Annotated in this window: 22 protein-coding genes; 13 read left to right on the plus strand and 9 right to left on the minus strand. The window is 71.5% G+C overall.

The features are described 5' to 3' along the window. Positions 1-281: 281 nt before the first annotated feature. Together ACIBQ1_RS42355 and ACIBQ1_RS42360 are read left to right on the plus strand one after the other, a co-directional pair. Complete coding sequence (locus ACIBQ1_RS42355) at positions 282-701, plus strand: hypothetical protein (protein WP_355368969.1); 420 nt, start codon at positions 282-284, stop codon at positions 699-701. 149 nt (positions 702-850) lie between these two features. Further along, positions 851-1,051 carry a DUF5708 family protein gene (locus ACIBQ1_RS42360; protein ID WP_397286168.1) on the plus strand — a complete coding sequence of 67 codons (201 nt, stop codon included), beginning with the start codon at positions 851-853 and terminating at the stop codon, positions 1,049-1,051. Between the two features lie 54 nt (positions 1,052-1,105). Here ACIBQ1_RS42360 and ACIBQ1_RS42365 read toward each other — a convergent pair whose 3' ends face one another. Beyond that, positions 1,106-2,590, minus strand: coding sequence for an IclR family transcriptional regulator C-terminal domain-containing protein (locus tag ACIBQ1_RS42365; RefSeq protein WP_397286170.1), 1,485 nt, complete (start codon positions 2,588-2,590; stop codon positions 1,106-1,108). Between the two features lie 119 nt (positions 2,591-2,709). Here ACIBQ1_RS42365 and ACIBQ1_RS42370 point away from each other — a divergent pair, with 119 nt between their 5' ends. Genes ACIBQ1_RS42370 through pcaG form a run of 5 tightly spaced genes read left to right on the plus strand, consistent with a single transcriptional unit; the run spans position 2,710 to position 6,552 of the window. Continuing rightward, positions 2,710-3,492 carry a CoA transferase subunit A gene (locus ACIBQ1_RS42370; protein ID WP_397286172.1) on the plus strand — a complete coding sequence of 261 codons (783 nt, stop codon included), beginning with the start codon at positions 2,710-2,712 and terminating at the stop codon, positions 3,490-3,492. Further along, positions 3,489-4,118 carry a CoA transferase subunit B gene (locus ACIBQ1_RS42375; RefSeq protein WP_397286174.1) on the plus strand — a complete coding sequence of 210 codons (630 nt, stop codon included), beginning with the start codon at positions 3,489-3,491 and terminating at the stop codon, positions 4,116-4,118. The genes ACIBQ1_RS42370 and ACIBQ1_RS42375 overlap by 4 nt, the downstream gene beginning before the upstream one ends. After that, positions 4,115-5,272, plus strand: a complete 1,158-nt coding sequence (locus ACIBQ1_RS42380; RefSeq protein WP_397286176.1) for a thiolase family protein — start codon at positions 4,115-4,117, stop codon at positions 5,270-5,272. The genes ACIBQ1_RS42375 and ACIBQ1_RS42380 overlap by 4 nt, the downstream gene beginning before the upstream one ends. A 6-nt stretch (positions 5,273-5,278) precedes the next feature. Continuing rightward, positions 5,279-6,031, plus strand: a complete 753-nt coding sequence (gene pcaH / locus ACIBQ1_RS42385; RefSeq protein ID WP_397286178.1) for a protocatechuate 3,4-dioxygenase subunit beta — start codon at positions 5,279-5,281, stop codon at positions 6,029-6,031. After that, a complete protein-coding gene (gene pcaG / locus ACIBQ1_RS42390; protein WP_397286180.1) occupies positions 6,028-6,552 on the plus strand; it encodes a protocatechuate 3,4-dioxygenase subunit alpha in 525 nt (174 codons plus the stop codon). The genes pcaH and pcaG overlap by 4 nt, the downstream gene beginning before the upstream one ends. A 5-nt stretch (positions 6,553-6,557) precedes the next feature. On the opposite strand, the gene ACIBQ1_RS42395 is transcribed toward pcaG, so the two are convergent. Continuing rightward, positions 6,558-7,217: a hypothetical protein gene (locus ACIBQ1_RS42395; protein WP_397286182.1), complete on the minus strand. Its 660-nt coding sequence runs from the start codon at positions 7,215-7,217 to the stop codon at positions 6,558-6,560. Between the two features lie 68 nt (positions 7,218-7,285). Beyond that, complete coding sequence (locus tag ACIBQ1_RS42400; RefSeq protein ID WP_397286184.1) at positions 7,286-7,717, minus strand: hypothetical protein; 432 nt, start codon at positions 7,715-7,717, stop codon at positions 7,286-7,288. A 95-nt stretch (positions 7,718-7,812) separates the two neighbouring features. On the opposite strand from ACIBQ1_RS42400, the gene ACIBQ1_RS42405 reads away from it, so the two are divergent. Next, positions 7,813-8,181 (plus strand): hypothetical protein, encoded by a 369-nt coding sequence (locus tag ACIBQ1_RS42405; RefSeq protein WP_397286186.1) that lies wholly within the window; start codon positions 7,813-7,815, stop codon positions 8,179-8,181. Between the two features lie 30 nt (positions 8,182-8,211). On the opposite strand, the gene ACIBQ1_RS42410 is transcribed toward ACIBQ1_RS42405, so the two are convergent. From ACIBQ1_RS42410 to ACIBQ1_RS42420, 3 genes are all read right to left on the minus strand, one after another. Then, the gene (locus ACIBQ1_RS42410) at positions 8,212-9,108 is read right to left on the minus strand and encodes a discoidin domain-containing protein (protein WP_397286188.1); all 897 of its coding nucleotides are present in this window, start codon (positions 9,106-9,108) and stop codon (positions 8,212-8,214) included. A gap of 15 nt (positions 9,109-9,123) precedes the next feature. Further along, on the minus strand, positions 9,124-10,680 hold the full coding sequence (locus ACIBQ1_RS42415) for an alkaline phosphatase D family protein (protein ID WP_397286190.1): 1,557 nt from the start codon (positions 10,678-10,680) through the stop codon (positions 9,124-9,126). Positions 10,681-10,773: 93 nt separating this feature from the next. Beyond that, complete coding sequence (locus ACIBQ1_RS42420; protein ID WP_397286192.1) at positions 10,774-11,559, minus strand: DeoR/GlpR family DNA-binding transcription regulator; 786 nt, start codon at positions 11,557-11,559, stop codon at positions 10,774-10,776. 172 nt (positions 11,560-11,731) lie between these two features. On the opposite strand from ACIBQ1_RS42420, the gene ACIBQ1_RS42425 reads away from it, so the two are divergent. From ACIBQ1_RS42425 to ACIBQ1_RS42445, 5 genes are read left to right on the plus strand one after another with little or no spacing between them, the layout of a single operon-like run. Continuing rightward, on the plus strand, positions 11,732-13,036 hold the full coding sequence (locus tag ACIBQ1_RS42425; protein WP_397286194.1) for an extracellular solute-binding protein: 1,305 nt from the start codon (positions 11,732-11,734) through the stop codon (positions 13,034-13,036). After that, complete coding sequence (locus ACIBQ1_RS42430; RefSeq protein WP_397286196.1) at positions 13,033-13,944, plus strand: carbohydrate ABC transporter permease; 912 nt, start codon at positions 13,033-13,035, stop codon at positions 13,942-13,944. Before ACIBQ1_RS42425 ends, ACIBQ1_RS42430 begins: the two co-directional genes overlap by 4 nt. Beyond that, entirely contained in the window at positions 13,941-14,753 is an 813-nt protein-coding gene (locus ACIBQ1_RS42435; protein ID WP_397286198.1) for a carbohydrate ABC transporter permease, read from the plus strand. The genes ACIBQ1_RS42430 and ACIBQ1_RS42435 overlap by 4 nt, the downstream gene beginning before the upstream one ends. Further along, positions 14,750-18,160, plus strand: a complete 3,411-nt coding sequence (locus ACIBQ1_RS42440; RefSeq protein WP_397286200.1) for a hypothetical protein — start codon at positions 14,750-14,752, stop codon at positions 18,158-18,160. Before ACIBQ1_RS42435 ends, ACIBQ1_RS42440 begins: the two co-directional genes overlap by 4 nt. Before the next feature lie 47 nt (positions 18,161-18,207). Beyond that, complete coding sequence (locus ACIBQ1_RS42445; protein ID WP_397286202.1) at positions 18,208-19,527, plus strand: hypothetical protein; 1,320 nt, start codon at positions 18,208-18,210, stop codon at positions 19,525-19,527. A 106-nt stretch (positions 19,528-19,633) separates the two neighbouring features. On the opposite strand, the gene ACIBQ1_RS42450 is transcribed toward ACIBQ1_RS42445, so the two are convergent. The 3 genes from ACIBQ1_RS42450 to ACIBQ1_RS42460 all read right to left on the minus strand — a co-directional run bounded on the left by ACIBQ1_RS42450 (position 19,634) and on the right by ACIBQ1_RS42460 (position 22,740). Next, positions 19,634-20,665: an aldo/keto reductase gene (locus ACIBQ1_RS42450; protein ID WP_397286204.1), complete on the minus strand. Its 1,032-nt coding sequence runs from the start codon at positions 20,663-20,665 to the stop codon at positions 19,634-19,636. Positions 20,666-20,838: 173 nt separating this feature from the next. Then, entirely contained in the window at positions 20,839-21,828 is a 990-nt protein-coding gene (locus ACIBQ1_RS42455; protein ID WP_397286205.1) for an aldo/keto reductase, read from the minus strand. A gap of 3 nt (positions 21,829-21,831) precedes the next feature. Beyond that, complete coding sequence (locus ACIBQ1_RS42460; protein ID WP_397286207.1) at positions 21,832-22,740, minus strand: carbohydrate ABC transporter permease; 909 nt, start codon at positions 22,738-22,740, stop codon at positions 21,832-21,834. Between the last annotated feature and the right edge of the window lie 3 nt (positions 22,741-22,743).

Consider the following 22,743-nt stretch of genomic DNA (forward strand, 5'->3'; position numbering starts at 1 on the left):
CAGCGGCTCCGGCGCTCGGATCACCGCGCCGCCGGTGACCGAGCCTCCACTCCCAGATTATTCGGTGAGGGTATCCCTCGCACTTTGTCGCTTCTCACGCGGTGGCGTCGGCCAAGCGAATCCCCATTTTCCTAAAAAATCGGGAAAAGAGCGGGGGCGAATGGTGCCGCTCTTTGCTGATATGCGGGCATAGCTTTGCCCGGCGGGATTTTGCCTTTAGGCATTTCGGGCATGGGTGCAGACGAGGCCCGGTGTCTCGACTCGCCGGGAAGGAGACGATCATGACGACCTCGACGTCACCGTTCGCGTTCCATGGTGGTGGCTATTCGGGCTGGCTCGGATTCGCCGGCACACTCTCGCTGGTGTTGGGGATCTTCAACATCATCGAAGGCGTCATAGCCCTGTTCAAGACGTACTTCTTCGTCACGCCCGGCGGCCACCTGCTGGTGTGGAACTACACCGCATGGGGCTGGGTCTGGCTGGTGATCGGCGTCCTGCAGTTCGCGGTGGGGCTCGGCGTGCTGGCCGGGATGATGTGGGCCCGCTGGGCCGGGGTCGCCCTGGCGGGGCTCGCGATGATCGGCCACTTCGCCTTCATGGTGGCCTTCCCCCTCTGGTCGGTGATCGCGATCGCGCTCTGCGCCCTGGTCATGTACGGCCTGATCTCGCCGGCCCGAGGGGCGACGGGCGTTCGCGGGTGACGATCGCGCGGTGCGCGGCGGCGGGAGGAACGGGCCGCCGCGCCGCGTCACCCGAAAGATGTACCCCGATCTCCTCAGCGGGCAGGAAGACCTGCGGTCAGGGCCGTCGCTAGCGTTGCGGGAAACGGCTCTGATCGAAAGAGGTTCCCATGACTCCCGCCCGCAAGACGTTCCTCACCGGACTGGTGGTCTTCGTCATCGGGCTGGCGCTGTGGCTGTTCGGGCTCGACATCGAGATCGTCGTGTTCACCCCGTCGAAGGTCGGCGTGGTCATGATGGTGCTCGGCGTGATCGAGGCCGCGTACGGGCTCTACCGGATCGTCCGCGGCGAGCGCGCCGAGCGCGGCTGAGGCTGCCGCTCACGGCGCCGCGGCGAGGGCATCGAGCGTGGCCGGCGCTGCCGCTCACGGCGCGGCGGGGACGTGCCGGAGGTCGGCCGACATCCTGGCGGCCGTCTCGGTCAGGGCGGGCAGCACGTCGCGGAGCAGGTCGGCGCGGGTGGCCCGGCTGGCGTGGGTGGCGACGTTGACGGCCGCGACCACCCGCCCGTCCCGCCCCAGGACTGGCACGGCGATCGACCGGACCCCCTCCTCCAACTCCTGGTCCACCAGCGCGTAGCCGTCCCTGGCGGCCTGCCGGACGGCCGCCCGCAGCCGGTCCGGCGCCGTGATGGTGTGGCGGGTCAGCGGCTCGGGCGCGACGGCGGCCAGCCGTTCCTCGGGCTGGTCGGCCAGGAGCACCCGCCCCATCGAGGTGGCGTACGCGGGGAAGCGGGTGCCGACCGTGATGTTGACGGTCATGATGCTCACGGTGGGCACGCGGGCCACGTACAGGACGTCGTCGCCCGACAGCACCCCGACCGAGGCCGACTCGTGGACGCGGGCCACCAGGTCGGCCAGGTGCGGCTGGACGACCTCGCCGAAGGTGCGCTCCGACAGGGCGGCGTAGCCCAGCTCCATCACCTTGGGCAGCACGGCGAAGCGGGAGTCGTGGCAGGCCACGTAGCCCAGCCGGGTCAGCACCTGCAGCGAGCGCCGCACGGTGGCGCGCGGGAGCCCCGTGGTCTTGGCGGCGTCGGCCAGGCTCAGCCCGCCGCGGGCCGAGCCGAGCGACACCAGCACGGCCAGGCCGCGGGCCAGCGACTGCAGATATCCGCTGCCCAGCTCGTCCTTCGCGGTACGTGAAAGGTCTGTGCTGGCGACCAGCGGAGGCCGGGTCGCCGGCTCGGTCAGGGCCGCCTCCATGGCCGCGACCGTCTCGCGCAGCCGGGGGAGCGCGTAATCGCGCAGGCTGGCGGCGGTGTGCCGGCTGGTGTGGCTGACGACGCTGACCGCGCAGACCGCCTGCCGCCCCGGGTCGCGTACGGGCATCGCGACCGCGACCAGGCCCGGCTCGATGAGCTGGTCGTCCTCGGCCCACGGCGCGGCGGGGTCGCCCAGGGCCAGGCCCGCCGCGCAGCGGTCGGCGGGCAGCAGGTCGCCCACCCGGAAGGCGATCGACATGGTGCGCCTGCGGGTGAACTGGCCGATGAAGCGCACCCCGTCACCGTCACCGACGGCCAGCGACACGGACTCGTCCAGCTCCTCCGCGAGCTGCTGGGCCGGCGGCGCGAGGGGGTCGCGCAGGCCGCCGCAGGCGAGGTACGCCTCGCCCAGCTCCATCAGGCGCGGCGCGGGCAGCAGGTCGCGCCCCTCGGCGCGGACGTGGCCGAGGTGGACCAGGGTGGCCAGCACGCGGTCGACCGTGGACCTGGCCAGCCCGGTGGCGCGCACGAGGTCGGTGGCGCGCATCCGCGCGGAGCGCGAGCGCCCGTCCGGCCCTCCGGCTGGATCCGCCGTCAGCGCCCGCAGCACGGCCAGGCCGCGTTCCAGGGTCCCTGCTGGCTCCATCCGGCCCTCCTCCGCTCCATCAAGGCACTTTGACACGAGCACGGTCGCGTACGCATACTCGACAGCACAATAGTGAACTAATGTTCACTATGCGAACACTCCCTTACGGATGGAGCGTCGTGCGGAGAGACAAGGTGGTCACGACCGCGGAGGAGGCGCTGGCCGGCGTGTCGGACGGCGCGTCGTTCGCGGTCGGCGGCTTCGGGCTCAGCGGCATCCCCAACGTCCTGATCCAGGCCCTCTACAACACCGGTGTGAGGGGGATCGGCGTGGTGTCGAACAACTGCGGAGTGGACGGCGGCGGCCTGGGCGTCCTGCTGGCGGCCGGCCGCATCGCCCGCGTGACCGCCTCCTACATCGGCGACAACAAGGAGTTCGCCCGCCAGTACCTCGCCGGGGAGCTGGAGGTCGAGCTGACCCCGCAGGGCAGCCTGGCCGAGCGGCTGCGCGCGGGCGGCGCCGGCATCCCCGCCTTCTACACCCCGGCCGGGGTCGGCACGCCGGTCGCCGACGGCGGCCTGCCGCTGCGCCACAACCCGGACGGCTCGATCGCGGTGGCCTCGCCGCCGAAGGAGGTCCGCGAGTTCGACGGCCGCGCGTACGTGCTGGAGCACAGCATCACCACGGACTTCGCGCTGGTGCGGGCCGCCAAGGGGGACCGGCACGGCAACCTGGTCTTCAACAAGTCCGCCCGCAACTTCAACCCCCTCGCCGCGATGGCCGGCCGGGTCACGGTCGCCGAGATCGAGGAGCTGACCGAGCTGGAGCCGGACGAGGTGCACCTGCCCGGCGTGTTCGTCCAGCGGGTCCTGGTCCTGACCCCCGAGCAGGCCGCCGACAAGGGCATAGAACGGCGCACTGTTTCCGCGCCTCCGGCACGGGAAGGGACCACCACCTCATGAGCTGGACCAGGGACGAGATGGTCGCGCGGGCGGCGGCCGAGCTGCGCGACGGCGACTACGTCAACCTCGGCATCGGGCTGCCCACCCGCATCCCGTCGTTCCTGCCGCCCGAGGTGGACGTGATCCTGCACTCCGAGAACGGCATCCTCGGCGTCGGCCCCTACCCCGCCCCCGACGGGCTGGACCCCGACCTGATCAACGCCGGCAAGGAGACCGTGACCGTGCTGGCGGGCGCGTCGTTCTTCGACTCGTCGCTGTCGTTCGGGATGATCCGGGGCGGGCACATCGACGTGGCGGTGCTGGGCGCGATGCAGGTCTCGGCGAAGGGCGACCTGGCGAACTGGATGGTGCCCGGCAGGCTGGTCAAGGGCATGGGCGGGGCGATGGACCTGGTCCACGGCGCGGGCCGGGTCATCGTGATCATGGATCACCTCGCCAAGGACGGCACGCCGAAGATCGTCAAGGAGTGCTCGCTGCCCCTCACGGGGAAGGCGTGCGTGCACCGGATCATCACCGACCTGGGCGTCCTCGACGTCACCGGGGCGGGGCTGAGGCTGGTCGAGACCGCGCCCGGAGTGAGCGTGGCCGAACTGCGCGACCGCACCGAAGCGGAGGTAGCCGTATGAACACCGTCTCCACCGTCTACATCGTGGACGCCGTCCGCACGCCCTTCGGCCGCCACGGCGGGGCGCTGTCCGGCATCCGCCCCGACGACCTGGCCGCCCACGTCGTCAAGGCCGTCGCCGAGCGCAACGACGTAGAAGCCCCCGACGAGGTGATCCTCGGCAACGCCAACGGCGCGGGCGAGGAGAACCGCAACGTCGCCCGCATGGCCGCGCTGCTCGCCGGCCTGCCCGTGACCACCCCGGGCGTGACCGTGAACCGGCTGTGCGGCTCCGGCATGGAGGCCGTCATCCAGGCGTACCGCATGATCGCCCTCGGCGACGCCTCCACGGTGATCGCCGGCGGCGTGGAGTCGATGACCCGCGCCCCGTGGGTGCTGCCCAAGCCGGACAGGGCCTTCCCGGCCGGCGGCCAGGAGCTGGTCTCCACCACGCTCGGCTGGCGGCTGGTCAACCCGAGGATGCCCGCCGAGCACACCGTGCCCCTGGGCGAGGGCGCCGAGCTGATCGCCGACCTGCACGGCATCGCCAGGGCCGAGCAGGACGCGTACGCGCTGGCCAGCCACCAGAAGGCGGCCAAGGCGTCGTTCGAGCGCGAGATCGTCCCCATCGGGGGCCTGACCCGGGACGAGGGCATCCGCGAGGACACCTCGCCGGAGGCGCTGGCCCGGCTCAGACCGGTGTTCAGGAAGGACGGCGGCACGGTTACGGCCGGCAACTCCTCACCGCTCAACGACGGCGCGGCGGCCCTGCTGCTGACCGACGAGGCGGGGCTGCGCGGCCGCGAGCCCCTGGCCAGGATCGTCGCCGGCGCGGCCAGTGCCCTGCAACCCCGCCACTTCGGGCTCGGCCCGGTCGAAGCCTCGCGCAAGGCCCTGGCCAGGGCGGGCAAGGGGTTCGGCGACCTGGCGAGCGCCGAGCTGAACGAGGCGTTCGCCGCGCAGGTGCTCGGCTGCCTGGCCGAGCTGCCCGACCTCGACCCCGCCATCGTCAACCCCGACGGCGGCGCCATCGCCCTGGGCCACCCGCTCGGGGCCTCCGGCGCCCGCATCGCCGGCACCCTGGCCCACCGGCTCGCCGCGGCCGGGTCCGGCACCGGGCTCGCGTCCCTCTGCATCGGTGTCGGCCAGGGCCTGGCCCTCGTCCTGGAAAGGTAGCCGCAGATGACCCCACCCCTCACCCAAGCCGACATCGACCGCGAGATCGCCGAGCTCCACCGGGCCCGCTCGGGCGAGGTGGCGAACCATCCCGATCGCGACTTCGCCCCCTACCGCAGCAGCCTGCTGCGCCACCCCAAGCAGCCGCTCGTCGCGCTGAAGGACCCGGAGGCCGCGGAGCTGGCCGGGCCGGTCTTCGGCGTCGCCGACGTCGCCCCGTTCGACGCGGACCTGACCAGGCAGCACGCCGGCGAGCCGCTCGGCGAGCGGATCACCGTCCAGGGGCGGGTGCTGGACCGCGACGGCCGCCCGGTACGCGGCCAGCTCGTGGAGATCTGGCAGGCCAACGCCTCGGGCCGCTACCTCCACCAGCGCGACGACCATCCCGCGCCGCTCGATCCCAACTTCTCCGGCGTGGGCCGCTGCCTGACCGACGACGAGGGCCGCTACGCCTTCACCACGATCAAGCCCGGCGCGTACCCGTGGCGCAACCACGTCAACGCCTGGCGGCCCGCGCACATCCACTTCTCGGTGTTCGGCACGGCCTTCACGCAGCGGCTGGTCACGCAGATGTACTTCCCGAACGACCCGCTGTTCCGGTACGACCCCGTGCTCGGCTCCGTCACCGACGAGCGGGCCAGGCAGCGGCTGGTCTCCGCCTACGACCACGACCTGTCCGTGCCGGAGTGGTCGCTGGGCTACCGGTGGGACATCGTGCTGGACGGCCCCGCCGCGACCTGGATGGAGGAAGGCCGGTGAACCCCACCCCCTCCCAGACCGTGGGCCCGTTCTACGGCTTCGCGCTCCCGATCCCCCGCGGCGGCGACGTCGCCGAAAGCGGGATCACCGTCCACGGGTACGTCTACGACGGCGCGGGCGAGCCGGTGCCCGACGCGCTGCTGGAGTTCTGGCAGGCCGACCCGTCGGGCAACCTCGACGGCGCGCCGGGCACACTGCGGCGCGACCAGGTCAGCGGCGCGCTGCTGGGCAGGAGCGGCGTCGGCTTCACGGGGTTCGGCCGGGTGGCCACCGACGCCGACGGCGGCTGGGCCCTGCGCACGCTCCCGCCCGGCAACGGGTACATCAGCGTCTGCGTGTTCGCCCGCGGCCTGCTCCACCACCTCTACACCCGCATCTACTTCACCCAGGACGCCTTCCTCGGCTCGCTGCCCCCCGAGCGCGGGCGGACGCTGGTGCCCGTGGAGGAGCGGGCGGGCGTCTACCGGTTCGACATCCACCTGCAGGGCGACAAGGAGACCGTCTTCCTGGACTTCGGCTGATCTTCTCAGACCAGGCCCACCATGAAGCCCTCGTCGCGGATGCCCAGGTAGATCGCCGGGCGGTACTGCCGCATCGCGTGTTCGATGACCGGGATGTACTTGGGGTTCGAGCCCAGCGGGAGCCGGTAGCCGTTCTTGACCGTGTGGAACTCCCACAGGTGCTCCATGTCCGGATGGCGCGAGCGGAAGCCCGGGTCGGCCGGGAAGAGGTCGATGCGGACCATCGTCTTGCGGATGATGTAGTCGGCCGGCTTGACGCGGCGCTGGCGGGTCCGCGAGATGCCCACCCCGGACAGCTCGGCCCACGGGGCGGCCCACGGCCTGCCCTGGGGGTCGTCCCAGCGCACGCCGTGGCCGTCGAAGACGAGCTTGCGCGGCCGGCTGATCTTGCGCCAGGCGATGATCGGCAGCAGCCCGATGAACAGGAAGACGAGCCCGAGGAGCAGGACGGCGACGGCGGAGCCCGAGCCGCCCGTCGTCTGCCCGGTGAGCGCCGAGAAGATCGCCATGAGCCCGAGGACGCCCGCGACGGAGCCGCCGATCAGCGCCTTCACCTTGGCGTCGCCGCCGACGTCGATCACCACGGGGGGCGGCGCGAAGGTGGGGTGCCGCTGCGGGGGATAGGGGGCGTTGGACGGTGGCTGCTGCTGGGGGCCGTACATCATGAAACGGCAGGTTAGCCGTGATCGCGCGGCGTGCCGTGACGCTTCGTACATTTACGAAGCGTCGAGAGTCACCTGGACGGGAGCACGGTGGGGCGGATCTCGCTGAACAGCCGCAGCGTCACCGGCCGCACCCGCCACCTCGGCCAGCGCAGCCGCAGCGGCGAGAACGTCGCCGCCAGGACGATCTTCAGGTACGTGTTCCCGGTCCGCCCCACGGGCACCCGCGCGCAGAACCCCGACACGTCGGCCGGTGCCCTCCGGCGGCCCAGGTGCAGCAGGCTGCTCCCGCGGACCTCGGTCCCGCCCTCCAGGTTCGCCGACTCCCACAGGAGCTCGGGCCCGCCGGGCAGGGAGACCCGCAGCGTGAAGCCCGCCAGCGACTCGTCCGGGCTCAGATAGAAAGAGCCGTCGAAGTCACGTGTCTCGTGGCCGCTCGAGAGCGTCGCCTCGCTGGCGTCCATGACGATCCGCCAGGCGCTGGGATCGGTGTTGGGGATCAAGGGGCTCACCTCGCTGTTCGGTACGCCGCGTCTACACAGACAAGACGTCGTAGCCCCCGCGAATGTGACATCCGGGTCAGCGCTCTCTCTCCACGATGACCACGGGGGACCGCGCGGGCAGGGTCGCGCCGATCCAGCAGCGGCGCTGGTTGCGCGGCGTCCGCCCCGAGCACGCGCGCCCGCTGTTCGGACGGGCCGCGTGGATCGTGTACGGCGCCGCCGCCGCGTTCAGCCTCGCCGTGCTCGCCCTCGTGCCCGCGCTGCGTCCCGACCCCGCCCACGACGCCTTCGCCGTGTCCGACGTCGGGCTCGGCGCGCTGCTCTTCTACCCGATCACGCCGGCGCCGGCCGTGGTGCAGGCGTGGCGGCCGGCCGCGCGGCCGACCCCCGCGACGTGCGGGCGGGGCTGTGGTTCCGGCGGTTGTGGCCGGCGGGGCTGTTCGTGGTGGGGGCCCTGGCGGTGAAGTCCCGCCGCCAGGGCTGACCGGGAGGTCCTAGCGGACCTCGACCTCCGTGATGCGGGTGTAGTCGTTGGCGCCGTTCGAGGCCAGGGCGACGATGCGGACCGCGTCCGCGGCGACCGGGGCGAAGTCCGAGCGGACGTTGCCCGCGGTGTTGCCCCGGACCTGCGCGACCGTCTGCCACTGGCCGTTCAGCCCCGCCTGGACGTCCCAGTCGCGCAGCCCGACGCTCGAGGCCGGGTAGCGCTCGGTGTTCAGGGTGTAGAGGTCGACGCGGGAGATCTGCTTGGGGCCGCCCAGCGCGATCGACACCGTGTCCGGCCAGGTCCTGGCCGTGGCGTCGTTCCAGCCGTTGCCCCCGGCCCAGCCGTTCGAGCCCGCGTCGCCGTCGGCGACGCTGCACGGCGGGTAGTTGGCGTTGGTGTGCTGGGAGGAGGCGGTGACCGGGCGGAGCAGGGCGAGGTTGCCGCCGTTGTCGAGCTGGTCCAGGGTGACGACCTGGACGGGGACCGACAGGGTCTGGTCCGGCGTCTTCAGGCGCAGCGCGTACTCGCCCTGCGGCGTGGTGGGCGGCACGGCGATCAGCAGCTTCGCGCCGAGCTCGTAGCCGGGCGGCAGGTAGCTGGTCAGCATCGAGCGGGAGACGGACAGCGGCTGCGTCACTTCGACGGACATGGTCGCGTACGACGGCTTCCTGGCGTCGCTGCGCAGGCCGATCTTGATCTTGGCCGGGCAGGCCGGGTCCACGCCGAGCGGGGCCACGACCCGCTCGGCGCCCGCGATGGGGGTCAGCTTTCCGGTGCCCTTGGAGCCGCCCGATCTGACGGTGAGCGAGGGGTTCGACGGGGGTTCGGAGGGGTCCTGCGCCCAGGCGGCCGGGGCGGTCATGACGACGGCGGTGGCGGCCAGCGCGGCGGTGAGGAGTCGCATGGTCGGTCCTTCCTGTCAGAGCGCGTGCAGGCCGGGCACGCCGTCGAGGGTCACGAGGCTCGCTCTGGTGGAGACCGGCGCGCCGGGCCGGTCCACGTACGGCAGCACCTTGAAGTCCGCCCGCCACTGGCTCCTGGTGACCTCGCAGGAGACGTAGCCGCGCTGGTAGCTGGAGAAGCGCAGATGCGGGTTGACCGGGTCGACGCCGCCGGGCGGCAGGCCGGTGGCGGGGTTGCCGTTGCCGCCGCTGCTGACGGAGGTGCCGACGAACTCCACGCCGACCGTGCGCGAGGAGGGGTCGTCGAAGTTCGCCTTGAGCTCCCCGGCCAGGTTGTAGTGGATGTCGCCGGTCAGCACCACGGGGTTGCTGACCTGCCGGTCCACCATGCCGTTCAGCACGCGGTCCTTGGCCGCCCTGTAGCCGTCCCAGAGGTCCATGCTGAGCCGCTGCGCGGGCCCGGCGTCGTAGTCGAGCTGGATCATGGCGATCTGCTGGGCCAGCACGTTCCACTTGGCGCGGGACGCGCCCAGGCCGTCGAGCAGCCACTTCTCCTGCTCGGCCCCGAGCATCTGCCGGGCCGGGTCGAGCCGCTCGGCGCAGCCGACCTGCTGCCCGTCGCCGCACACCTGGTCGTCGCGGTACTGCCGGGTGTCCAGCACGTTGAACTCGGCCAGGTCGCCGAAGGCGAAGCGGCGGTAGATCCGGGCATCGGGCCCCTGCACGGCCGGCACCCTGAGGGGCAGGTTCTCCCAGTACGCGCGGAAGGCGTTGGCGCGGATCACCAGGTAGTCCTGCTCGGACACCTCTCCGCCGGGGCCGAACCGGCCCGCCCAGTTGTCGAGCACCTCGTGGTCGTCCCACGTGACGATCCACGGCGCCGCCTGGTGCGCGGCCTGCAGGTCGGGGTCGCTCTTGTAGAGGCCGTACTGGACGCGGTAGCGGTCGAGCGTGTCGCACTGCACCCGGAACTGCTCGGGCACCGGCGTGTTGCGGTTCCCGCCCGTGGGGACGATGCCGTACTCGTAGATGTAGTCCCCGAGGTGGAAGACGACGTCGGGCCGCTCCTCCGCGAGGTGGCGGTAGGCCGAGTAGTAGCCGTCCTGCCACGACGCGCACGAGGCGAAGGCCAGCCGCAGCGAATCGGGGCTGCTGCGCGGCGCGGGCGCCGTCCTGGTCCTGCCGACCGGGCTGATCTCGCCGCCGGTGCGGAAGCGGTAGAAGTAGTCGCGGCCGGGGCGCAGCCCCTTGGCGTCCACGTGGACCGAGTGGCCGTACTCGGGGGCGGCCCACGTGGCGCCGTGCCCCGCGCGGCGGGTGAACGCCTCGTCCTCGGCGATCTCCCACTCGACCTTGATCTTGTTGTACGGCAGCCCGCCGAGCGGTTCGAGCGGCCGGACCGCCAGCCGGGTCCAGAGGATCACCCGGTCGGGCAGCGGGTCGCCGGACGCGACGCCGAGCTGGAAGGGGTAGTCGCCTCTCACCGTGGCCCCGGCGGTCCACGGGTCGGCGAGGTCGGTGCTGAACGCCAGGGCTAAAGCGCTGAGGCCGAGGAACGAACGACGCGAGTGCATGCAGCTTCCTCAGATGGGGGGCGAAAGCCCTCACTTTGTAGCAAGCAGGCAAGCTCGTAACAAGAGTTAAGTTACAAATCACAGATCAGAGTGTTACAACTGCGCGACCTCGACCCGCCGATGCCGGTCGCGCAGGCGCTGCAGCATCTCGGCGGGCGCGTTGGAGTCGACCACGATGACGTCGAACTCCTCCAGCGGCGCGACCCGGTGCAGCGCCACCCTGGCCAGCTTCGAGCCGTCCACGGCCAGGACCCGGCGGGTGCCCGAGCGCAGCATCGCCCGCTTGACCAGCACGATCTCCTGCTCCTGGTGGAAGGCGTACTGGTCGGAGACCGCCGAGGTGGAGACCACGACCAGGTCCGTGCTGACCGCCTCGACCGCGTCCACGCAGCCGAGGCCGAGGAACGAGTCATGGGTGGCGTGATATTCGCCGCCGAGCGCGATGAGCCGGATGTCGGGGGTGGCCGCGAGCAGCCTGATCGCCTCGAGGAAGTTCGTCAGCACGGTCAGCGGCGCCAGCTCGCCCAGGTGGCGGGCCACGGCCAGGGCCGTGGTCGAATCGTCGAGCATCACCGAGCTGCCCGGCTCGATCAGCCCGGCCACCACCCTGGCGATCGCGTCCTTCTCGGGGGTGTGCGCCGTGAGCCGGTAGGCGATGTTGCTCTCCCAGACGTTGGAGGCCTGGGCGGTGGCGCCGCCGCGGACCTTGCGCACCATGCCCTGGCGCTCCAGCTCGTCGAGGTCGCGGTGCACGGTCATCACGCTCACGTCGAAGCTCTCCGCGAGCTCGGTCACCGTGGCCGAGCCCCGCCGCACGATGTGCTCGGCCATGTCCCGCCACCGGGCGGACTTGCCGGAGGTGTGCTGCCGCGAATTCAACCTGAGCCCTCACCCTCGCTAGGACGGTTGCGGATCCTACTCTTGACACGCTTCTCGGGCGACTCGTACCCTCCCGACATCCCTCATTTTTAACAGAATCCGCTGTTAACTTAACAGGCCCGTCATTAAAACGTTCGTATCGGCTCCCCCAGCGCCGTCGAGGAGACATGACATGACCGATCTGCGTGACGCCCGACTGAGCCGGGTCCAGTTCTTCCGCATGATGGGTGGCCTCGCGGTGGCGGCCGTGGCCACGGCGTGCTCGACCAAGCCCGAGACCACCGCCACCACGGGCGGCGGGTCCGCCGCCGGGGTCGACCTGAAGTTCCTCGGCGTGGCCGACCAGAAGGCGCCGATGGACGAGCTGCTGGCCGCCTACCAGAAGGTGAAGCCGGAGGTGCGGCTCACCGCCTCCTTCGCCCCCACCGACCAGGTGCAGACCTCGGTCCGCACCCAGCTCGGCGCGGGCAATGCGCCCGACCTGCACGTGGTCTACCCGGGCAACGGCAGCGCCATGTCCATGACCCAGATCGCCAAGGCCGGGCTGCTGGCCGATCTGTCCGCCCAGCCGTGGACGCAGACGATCCCCGTCGGCTTCAAGCCCGCCTTCCAGCTCGACGGCAAGACCTACATCTACTCCGCGGGCTCGTCGGTCATCGGCGCCGTCTACAACAAGAAGGCGTTCGAGAAGGCCGGCGTGGACGCGCCGCCGACCACGTGGACGGAGTTCCTCGCGGTCTGCGACAAGCTGAAGAAGGCCGGCATCACGCCGATCGCGCTGGGCGCGCAGACGCCGTGGGTCACCCAGCTCATCACGTACGCGCTGGTGCCCTCGACCGTTTACGCCAAGGACCCGACGTTCGACGACAAGCAGCTCGCCGGGCAGACCTCCTTCGCCCAGTCGGGCTGGCGCCAGGCCATGGAGATGTACCTGGAGCTGCAGAAGCGCGGCTTCTTCAACGACAAGCCGAACGGCACCACGTTCGAGCAGCAGATCTCGATGGTGGCCACCGGTAAGGCGGGCATGGCGATCCAGGTGTCGGCCGTGCTGCCCGACTTCCGCAAGGCGGCCTCCTCGCCCGACGACCTGTCGATGTTCCCCGTGCCGGGCGCGGACGACGCCAACCAGGTGTGGATCCCCGCCGGTGTGGTCGTCGGCCTCGGCGCCAGCGCCAAGGGCAAGCACGTCGAGGAGGCCAAGGCGTTCATCGACTTCCTCGGCAAGCAGGAGAACATCAACGCCTGGGCCAAGGCCATCGCCGCCATCCCGCTCACCCAGGACGCCTCCTCGACCATCGACCCGGCCGTCCAGTCGTTCCTGCCGTTCACCAAGGACCGGGCGGTGCCGTTCATGGACCAGCGCTGGCCCAACGCCGAGGTGCAGCCGGTGCACTTCGCGGTGATCCAGGAGTTGCTGGCCGGCAAGTCCACGATCGACGAGGCGCTGAAGAAGATGGACGAGGCGTACAAGAAGTGACCTCCCTGACCGTCCAACGGCGCTCGGCCCTCTCGCGGCGCAGGCGGCGCTTCAGCGCCGGCTCGCCGTCCTGGCTGTTCGCCGCGCCCGCGCTCGTCGTCTACGCGCTGGTCGTGCTCTACCCGGCCGCGGCCGGCGTGGTGTACGCCTTCACGGACTGGAGCGGCATCGGCCAGGACATGTCCTTCGTCGGCCTGGCCAACTTCGGCACGCTCCTGGGCGACGAGCAGGCCATGGGCTCGATCGGCAACACGCTGCTGCTCACCGTGGCCATCGTGGCCGTCCAGAACGGCGTCGGCCTGCTGCTGGCCCTGGGCGTCAACGCCAGGCTGAAGAGCCGGGCGCTGCTGCGGGTGATCTTCTTCGCGCCCGTGGTCGTCAGCCCGGTCATGGTGGCGTTCCTGTGGAAGTACGTCTACAACCCCGACCCGTCGGCCGGCCTGAACGGGCTGCTCGGCCTGAGCGTGGACTGGCTGGGCGATCCGTCGGTGGCGCTGTGGTCGATCGCCGGCATGGTCGTGTGGCAGTACGCCGGCTACTCCATGGTCATCTTCCTGGCCGGGCTCGAAGGCGTGCCCAGGGAGCTGCACGAGGCGGCGATGATCGACGGCGCGGGCACCTTCCAGCGTTTCCGCTACGTCACCTGGCCGCTGCTCGCCCCCGCGGTGACGATCAACCTGATGCTCTCCACGATCGGCGGGCTCAAGCTCTTCGACCAGATCTTCGCCGCCACCAACGGCGGCCCCGGCTACGCCACGGAGACGCTGTCCACGGTGCTCTACAAGCAGGCGTTCGTGTTCGGCAAGTTCGGCTACAGCACCGCGATCGCGCTGGTGCTCGCCCTGTTCGTGGCGGCCGTCTCCCTCGTCCAGGTCTACTATCTGCGCAACCGGGAGGTGGCCGCGTGAGAAGGACGTTCCTGCTGGAGATCGTGATGATCGCGGTCGCGGTGGCGTTCCTGTTCCCCGTCTACACGCTGATCTCGCTGTCGCTGAAGGACCCGGCCCAGATCTCCCAGACGCCGCTGGCGCTGCCCGACCCGCCCACGCTGGACAACTTCGGCAAGGCGTGGTCGGCCGCCGCGCTCGGCCCGTCGCTGGTGAACAGCACGGTGATCACCGTGGTGAGCCTGGTCCTGCTGATCGCGCTCGGCTCGTTCGCCTCCTACTTCCTGGCCCGCGTGCAGAGCAGGCTCGGCTACGGCCTCTACGTCCTCTTCCTGCTGGGCATCGTGCTGCCGTTCCAGCTCGGCATGATCCCGCTCTACGAGCTGGTGACCGACCTCGGGCTGATCGGCACGCACGCCGGGATGATCCTCTTCTACACCGGCATCCAGCTGCCCTTCACGGTCTTCCTCTACACCGGCTTCATCCGCGCGCTGCCCCGCGAGTACGCCAGCGCCGCCCAGATCGACGGCGCCTCCCATCTGACGGCGTTCACCCGGGTGGTCTTCCCGCTGCTGCGGCCCATCACCGGCACCGTGCTGATCCTCAACGCCGTCTTCATCTGGAATGACTTCTTCACCCCGCTGCTCTACCTGGGCGGCTCCGGGTTCGAGACGGTCCCGGTCAGCGTCTTCGCCTTCGTCGGCCAGTACGTCTCCGACCACGGCCTCGTCTTCGCCGGGCTTGTCCTGGGGGCGCTGCCGATCGTGGCGGTCTTCCTGGTGCTGCAGCGCTACGTCATCAAGGGCTTCTCCAGCGGGCTCAAGGGATGACCGTTCTCGACGTGCTCCGGGAGCCGCCGCGAGAGTTCTCCCCGGCGGCCATCTGGTGGTGGAGCGGCGAGCCCCTGCGCCGCGACCGGCTGCGCTGGCAGATGGAGCGGCTGGTCGCCGGAGGAGTGCGCAACCTCGTCATCCTCAACCTGGCCCCGTCGGGGCCGCTGTTCGGCTCCGACGCCGACGACCCGCCGTTCCTGTCCGAGGCGTGGTGGGAGCTGCTGGACGGCGTCTGCGCCGACGCCTGCGAGCTGGGCGCGTATCTGTGGTTCTACGACCAGCTCGGCTTCTCCGGCGCGGACCTGCAGGCCCGTCTCGTCCAGGAACGTCCGGAGTTCGCCGGGCAGTGGCTGGCCCCCGACGGGACGGTCTCGACACGCGGCTTCGACTACCTGTCGCGCGAGGCGTGCGCGGTGCTGATCGACCGGGTGCACGGCGAGTTCGAGCGGCGGGTCGGCCACTGGTTCGGCAAGGTGATCGCCGGGTCGTTCCAGGACGAGCTGCCCACCGTGCCCACCTGGTCTCCGACGTTCGCCGCGGAGTACGCGGCCCGGCGCGGCCGGCCGTTCACCCTCGACGCGCCCGACTGGCACGCCTACCAGCTCACCCGGGCCGAGCTGGCCGAGGAGGCGTTCTTCCGGCCGCTGGCCGCCTGGCACGAGCGGCACGGCCTGCTCAACGGCTGCGACCAGCAGGACCCGGCCCGCGCCGGGCGTCCCGTGGACGGCGTCCGGCTCTACGCCGACTACGCGCGCACCCATCGCTGGTTCAGCGCGCCCGGCTCCGACCACCACGGCGACGCCCGCCTGCACTCCTCGCTCGCCCACCTGTACGGCAGGCCGCGCACCTGGATCGAGGCGTTCCACTCCAGCGGCTGGGGCGGCACCCTGGAGGAGACCTTCGACTGGTTGCTGCCCTGGCTGCGCGCCGGTGCCAACCTCTACAACCCCCACGCCGTCTACTACACGACCCGGCGCGGCTGGTGGGAATGGGCGCCGCCGTCCACCGACTGGCGCCAGCCCTACTGGCGGCACCACCGGGTCTTCGCGGACGCGGTGACCCGCCTGTGCGCGGCCCTGTCCCTGGGCCGCCACGCCTGCGACGTCGCGGTGCTCCTGCCCACCGCGACGTCGCAGGCCGGTACCGGGCTGGACGGCGTCGGCGCGCGGGCCGCGCGGGCGCAGGAGGTCTACCGGGAGCTCGTGGGCGACATGGCGTGGTTCGCGACCGTGCCCGGGGTGCTCGACCGGCTCGGCCTCGACGCCGACGTGATCGACGAGGACTCGGTGCGGCGCGCGAGCGTGCGCGACGGGCGGCTGGCCGTCTCCACCGAGGCGTACCGGGCCGTCGTGCTGCCCGCCGTGACCGTGCTCGACGAGGACGTGGCCGCCCAGCTGAAGGAGTTCGCCGCCGGCGGCGGGCTGCTGGTCGCGGTGGGGGAGGCCCCGGACGGGCTCCCGGCCGTGCTCGCCGAGAGCGCCGACGGGCTCGGGGCGGCGCTGGCCGGGCTCGAACGGCGGGTCGAGGCGCCGGTGCCGCCGCTGGTGCGCGAGGTCGGGGAGACCACGCTGGTGTTCCTGACCGCCGCGTTCCCCATGGCCAGCAGGATCGGCGTGGGGCGGCCCGAGGAGCGCGGCGTCGAGCTGGGCTGGCTGGACGCCGACATCGACTTCGACCCCGCCCGGTACGCCCGCGAGATGAGGGTGAAGGTGCGGGGCGTCTCCGGGACACCGCTGCTGGCCGGGCTGTTCGGCGGGGAGCCCCGGGCGCTGCCGTGCACCGCGGACGGGGATGCCGTGGAGGTCGTCGTGCCCTTCGACGACGGGCCCGCCGCGCTGCTGATCTTCGACGGGACCTCCCGCGATCCGGCACCGCGCCAGAGCTTCCGGCAGGAGGTGGACCTGGGCGAGGAGTGGGACGTCGAGCTCGTGCCGACGCTGGACGACACCTGGTCGGACTTCGGCAGCCGCGCCACCGTCGAGCGCTGGACGCTGCGCACGCCGGACGGGGAGCCGGTGCACGTGACGTTCGAACCCCGGGGCGAGCAGCGCGTGGGGGCCGGGCCGTGGACGCCGTCGGTGTGGTCGCCCTCGCGCGGGCTGCGCAAGGACCCGATCCACCGGGAGACCCTCGGCCCCAAGGGACACGTGCCCGTGGAGTTCCTGGCGTTCGGGAAGGTCGGGGCGGGGGAGGAAGCTCGCTTCCGCAGCCTGCTCACCGTGCCCGCCGACGTGCCCGCCGACGTGCCCGCCGACGCGCCCGCCGACGTGCCCGCCGACGTCTTCGGGGGCAGGCTGGCGGTCGGGGCCGGGGCGGCGAAGACCGTCTGGCTGGACGGCGTGGAGCTGCCGCTGGACGACGCGGGATACGCGGCCGTCTCGCGCACGCCGCTCGCGCCCGGCGAACACCTCCTGGAGCTGCGGCTCGTCCCCGACGAGGAGCTCGACCTGCGGGCCTACGTCTGCCTGGTCGCCGACCCCCGCGACGCGGTCCTGCCCGAGTGGATCGGCGGGATCATGGAGACCACCGTGCACGTCGGCGCGCCCCCGTACGAGCTGCTGCAGGTGGCCTCGACGGCGTACTGCCGGGTGCTGGTGAACGGGGCGGAAGCGGGCAGGCAGGGCGGGTTCGACCCGTACGAGGAGGCGGACATCCCGCGGGTGCGCCGCTACGACGTGTCCGGCCTGCTCAGGCCCGGCGCCAACACGATCACCGTGGAGTCGGACGGCTGGGTGCTGGTGGACGGCCTCGCGGTCTCCGGCCCCGGCTGGCCGTCGCGGCCCCGCGTACGGCGGCGCCAGCAGGGCGACCCCGCCGCGCTCCACCTGCGGCCCCGGCCGCACCCGCTGCCCGGGGCGGGCTGGCTCGACGGGCGCGCGACCGCGCCGCCCGCCGTGTTCGCGGTCCCGGGCGGGCACCCCCGCCCCACGCGCCTCCTGCTGGACCCGCCGCCCGGCGTGACCGGGATCGAGGTGGACGCGACCGGTCCCGTGCGGATCCACGGGACTGAGCTGGCGGTCACCGGGTCGCTGACCGGCCCGGTCCGCTTCACCTGCGGCCCCGGCCGGATGCGGCTCGGCGACTGGGAGGAACGCGGCCTGTCCGGCTACAGCGGCGGCGTCCGCTACCGCACCACGGTCACCGCCGCCGCCGGGCCGGGCGTGGTCGACCTCGGCGGCGTCCGCGGCACGGCCGAGGTCACCGTGAACGGTCGGCCCTGCGGGATCAGGGTGTGCTCGCCCTACACCTTCGACGTACGGCTCGACGAGGGCGAGAACACGATCGAGATCCTGGTCCTCGGCACCCTCGGCCCCTACCTGGACGAGGTCAGCCCCACGCACTTCGTCTTCCCCGGCCAGCGGCGCACCGGCCTGTTCGGCCCCGTCCGCCTGCGCACGGACTGACAGCGCGCTGCCAGCCTTTTACCAGGGCGGCCGGGGACCGTGAGGTCATGGACATTCGACTCGGAGTGGTGCGAGGTCTGCAGTACGGCCTCGTCGACAAGCCCGACACGTTCGCCCCGCAGGTCAGGGAGCTGGGCGCGGGGCTGGTGCGCGTGTTCTTCTACTGGTCGCAGCTCGAACCCGAGCCCGGCCGCCACGACTGGTCGGCGGTGGACGCCGTGCTCGACCAGGTCGACGACGACACCGAGCTCTGGTTCACGCTCGGCGCGGCCTCGCCGTGGGGCTCCACCCGCGCCACCGACCTGCTGCCCGCCTCGCCGCCCCTCGACCCGGCGGCCTACGCCGCCACGGTGCGCGCCCTCGTGGAGCGCTGCCGGGGCCGCGTGCGTTACTGGCAGTGCGAGAACGAGCCCTGCATCGCCCTGTTCTGGGCCGGCACGGCCGCCGGCTACGTGGCCCACCTCGCGGCCTTCCACCAGGCGGTCAAGAGCGCCGACCCGGACGCCGCCGTGGTGCTCGGCGGCTGCCCGCCCGGCGTCTTCGGCGCCCAGGACGATTCCGACGGCGAGCGGGACTTCTTCCTCCAGGTCATCGAGGAGGGCCGGGACGCCTACGACGTCTTCGACGTCCACCTGTACGGGGACCCGTACCTGATCCCCCGCACGATCGAGGAGGTGCGCGCGGCCGTGGGGGACAAACCGGTCGTGGCGGGCGAGTACAACGGGCCGGTGCCGATCGAGTATCCCGAGGTGTTCGAGCATCTGACGGAGGTGATCGAGGCCGGGGGCATCCAGCCGTGGCACCGCCTGACCGTCGAGGACCTTCACGAGGGGCGGCTCACCACCGAACCGGTGCGCGCGGCCATGAAACGGCTCTACGACCGGATGGCCGAGCTGCCGCCGACCCTCCAGATGTTCATGACCGGCTGCCCGCGGGAGTTCGAGGACCTGCGGCACCGGATCAACGCCGACGACCTCGTCATCAGGAACATGCTGGCCCTGTCGAGCGGCCTGCGGCTCACCGTCTGCTGGCAGCTCGGCCCCGACATGCCCGAGCCGGCCGATCCGTACAACCTCCTGCAGCTGATGTTCTCGAAGTTCCGGCTGATGGCCTTCGAGGGCGGCACGATGTCCGTGCGGCACCCGTCCGCGGACGCGTTCGCCGAGCTGTCGTCGCGACTGGCCGGGGCGGAGGGCGTCCGCCGCGTGGAGGTGCCGGGGCGGCCGGACGCCTACGTCTTCGAGCTGATCGGCACGGGGGTGGAGGTGGCCTGGCTGCGCCCCTCGTCCCCCGGGCCGCCGGCTCTGGTCCGGAACGGTACGGTGCTGGACGCCCGGCCTCAGTACACGTACGCCCACAGGCCGTAGGTGGGATATTGCGGGTTCGGCGGCTGGGTCGCGCTGCACCACCGGCCGTTCTGCGCCCCCGCCCTCCCGGCGACCAGCGCGAACGCCCGTCGCCGCGGTGAAATTTTCAGATCGGCGGGTTGAGCCGGGCGAAACCTTCCTGACGCCGGTACGGGAAGTAGGGGTAGGCCGCCGTGGTGACGCCGGCCGCGTCCAGCCGGGCCACCTGGTCCGGCGTCAGCTCCCAGCCGATCGCCCCCAGGTTCTCCTGGAGCTGCGACTCGTCGCGGGCGCCGACGATGACCGAGGAGACCGTCGGGCGGCGCAGCAGCCAGTTGAGCGCGACCTGGGGGACCGACCTGCCGGTCTCCGCGGCGATCTCGTCCAGGGCGTCCACCACCGAGAACAGCAGCTCGTCGGCCACCGGCGGCCCGAAGGAGGCGGTCTTGTGCAGACGGCTGCCCTCGGGGATCGGCCGGCCGCGCCGGATGCGGCCGGTGAGGCGGCCCCAGCCGAGCGGGCTCCACACCACCGCGCCGACGCCCTGGTCGACGCCGAGCGGCATCAGCTCCCACTCGTAGTCGCGCCCGACCAGGGAGTAGTAGACCTGGTGGGCCACGTAGCGCGGGTAGCCGTACCGCTCGGCGGTCGCCAGCGACTTCATGAGCTGCCAGCCGGAGAAGTTCGAGACGCCCACGTACCGCAGCTTGCCCGCCCTGACCAGGGAGTCGAGCGTGGACAGGACCTCCTCCACCGGGGTCGCCGCGTCGAAGGCGTGCAGCTGGAACAGGTCGATGCGGTCGGTGCCGAGGCGGCGCAGCGCGTCGTCGACCGACGTGATCAGCCGTTGCCGGGAGGTGCCGGCGTCGCCGGGCCCGTCACCCATGGGCAGCCCCGCCTTGGTGGAGATGAGCGCCCGCTCGCGCCGCCCCTTGAGCGCCTGGCCCAGGACCTCCTCGGACGCGCCGTCGGAGTAGACGTCGGCGGTGTCGAACATCGTGACCCCCGCGTCCAGGCAGATGTCCACCAGCCGCCGGGCCTGGGTCACGTCGGTGTCGCCCCACGCGCTGAACAGCTCGCCCTTCCCGGCGAACGTCCCGGCGCCGAAGCTCAGCGCCGGGACCTTGAGCCCGGACGCCCCCAACTGCCGATATTCCATGACAGGTACTCCTTAATGGGCCAATGGTCCCTTTAAGGTAGCACGCTAACGGGAAGTGTGTTTCATTATGGAGTTGTGACGTCGGTGGATCGCGCCCGCCGCGGCCATCGCCGCGCACGCGGGCGGATCCCCGTGACGAGCGAGCGCCCTCGCTCTCACGGGGAGACGACTCCTTACGCCTCGATACCGGCCTCCTTGGCGGCGCGGTCGATGGCGGCCAGCTCGTCGTCGGAGAAGTCGAGCCGGTCCACGGCGGCCACGTTCGCCTCAAGCTGCTCGGGGCTGGAGGCGCCGACCAGCACCGACGTGACGCGGGGGTCCCTGAGCGCCCAGGCCAGGGAGAGCTGCGCCACCGTCTGCCCGCGGGAGGCGGCCAGCTCCGACAACGACCGCACGAACGCCAGCACCTCCGGCGTCACCCGGTCGGCGGTGAGGAAACGCCCCTCGGCCGCCCGCGAGTCGGCGGGGATGCCGTCGAGGTAGCGGTCGGTGAGCAGGCCCTGGGCCAGCGGCGAGTAGACCACGCAGCCGACGCCCTCCTGCTCCAGCACGCCCAGCAGGCCGTGCTCGATCTTCCGGTTGAGCAGCGAGTAGGACGGCTGGTGGACCAGCAGCGGCGTGCCCAGCTCGCGCAGCAGTCGGGCGGCCTCCGCCGTGCGCTCGGGCGAGAAGTTCGACACGCCCACGTACAGGGTGCGCCCCGTGCGGACCAGGTGATCCAGCGTGGCCACCTGCTCCTCGAGCGGCGTCTCCGCGTCGTCGCGGTGCAGGTAGAAGATGTCGACGAAGTCGAGGCCGAGCCGGGTCAGCGACCGGTCGAGCGTGGCGAGCAGGTGCTTGCGCGAGTTGCCCTTGCCGTACGGGCCGTCCCACATGGGATTGCTGCCCTTGGTGGTGACGACCACCTCGTCACGCATCGACCGCGGCAGGAGCCGGCTGAACGTGGCCTCGGCGGCGCCGAACGGCGGGCCGTAGCGGTCGGCGATGTCGAAGTGGGTGATGCCGAGGTCGAGCGCCTTGTGGAAGATGGCGCGCTGGCTGTCGAGAGCTTTGCCCCCGCCGAAGTTGTGCCACAGGCCGAGCGACACGGCGGGGAGGAGGAGACCGCTACGGCCGCACCTTCTGTACGGCTGGCGTTCGTACTTGTCCTGAACCTCGTCCAAGGATTACCTTCCTGCGATTCCGGTGAGCGTGACGCCCCGGATGAACGTCTTCTGCGCCAGGAAAAAGATGATGAGGATGGGCAACATCGACACTAGCGCGACGGCCATCATCTGGTTGTACTGGGTGACATACTGCCCGTTGAACATGCCCAGCCCCTGCGCGAGAGTGATCTTCTCCATCGAGCGCAGGTAGATGGAGTTCTCCAGATACTGGTTCCAGTTGCCCACGAAGGAGAACAGGCAGATCGCCGCGATGGCGGGCTTGGCCAGCGGCAGCATGACGCTCCACAGGATGCGCAGCTCCGAGGCCCCGTCGATGCGGGCCGCGTCGATGAGCTCCTGCGGGATCGTGGTGAAGAACTGGCGCAGCAGGAAGATGTAGAGGGCGACGCCGAAGAACTCCGGCACGATGAGCGGCAGGTACGTGTCGACCCAGCCGAGCTTGGAGAACATCACGAACTTCGGCACCAGCGTGATCTCGCGCGGGATCATCATGGTCGCCAGCAGTGCCGTGAACATGACGCCCGCCGCCCGCGCCCGCAGCCGGGCGAACGCGTACGCCGGCAGGATGCACGAGATGAGGTTGCCCGCCATGGACAGCGCGGTGATCACGATCGTGTTCAGCAGGAACCTGTTGAACGGCAGCGACCCGCTCCAGCCCTTGGCGTAGTTGTCGAAGTTGAAGGAGTCGGGCAGCCACTGCGGTGGGAAGGCCAGGTTCTCGGCGTCCGACTTGAGCGAGGTCGTCACCATCCACAGGAACGGCAGCAGGAACACCGCCGAGCTGATGACCAGCAGGATGTACGCGCCGGAGCGCCGGATCCTCCTGACGCGCTCGGCCTGCTCCGAGCTCAGGGGCTTGCCACCCGGCCTGGGGGAGCGCGCGGGCTTGACCGCGGTCTCGACGAGCATCGG

The sequence above is a fragment of the Nonomuraea sp. NPDC050153 genome, from assembly GCF_044460125.1.
Classification (GTDB): Bacteria; Actinomycetota; Actinomycetes; order Streptosporangiales; family Streptosporangiaceae; genus Nonomuraea.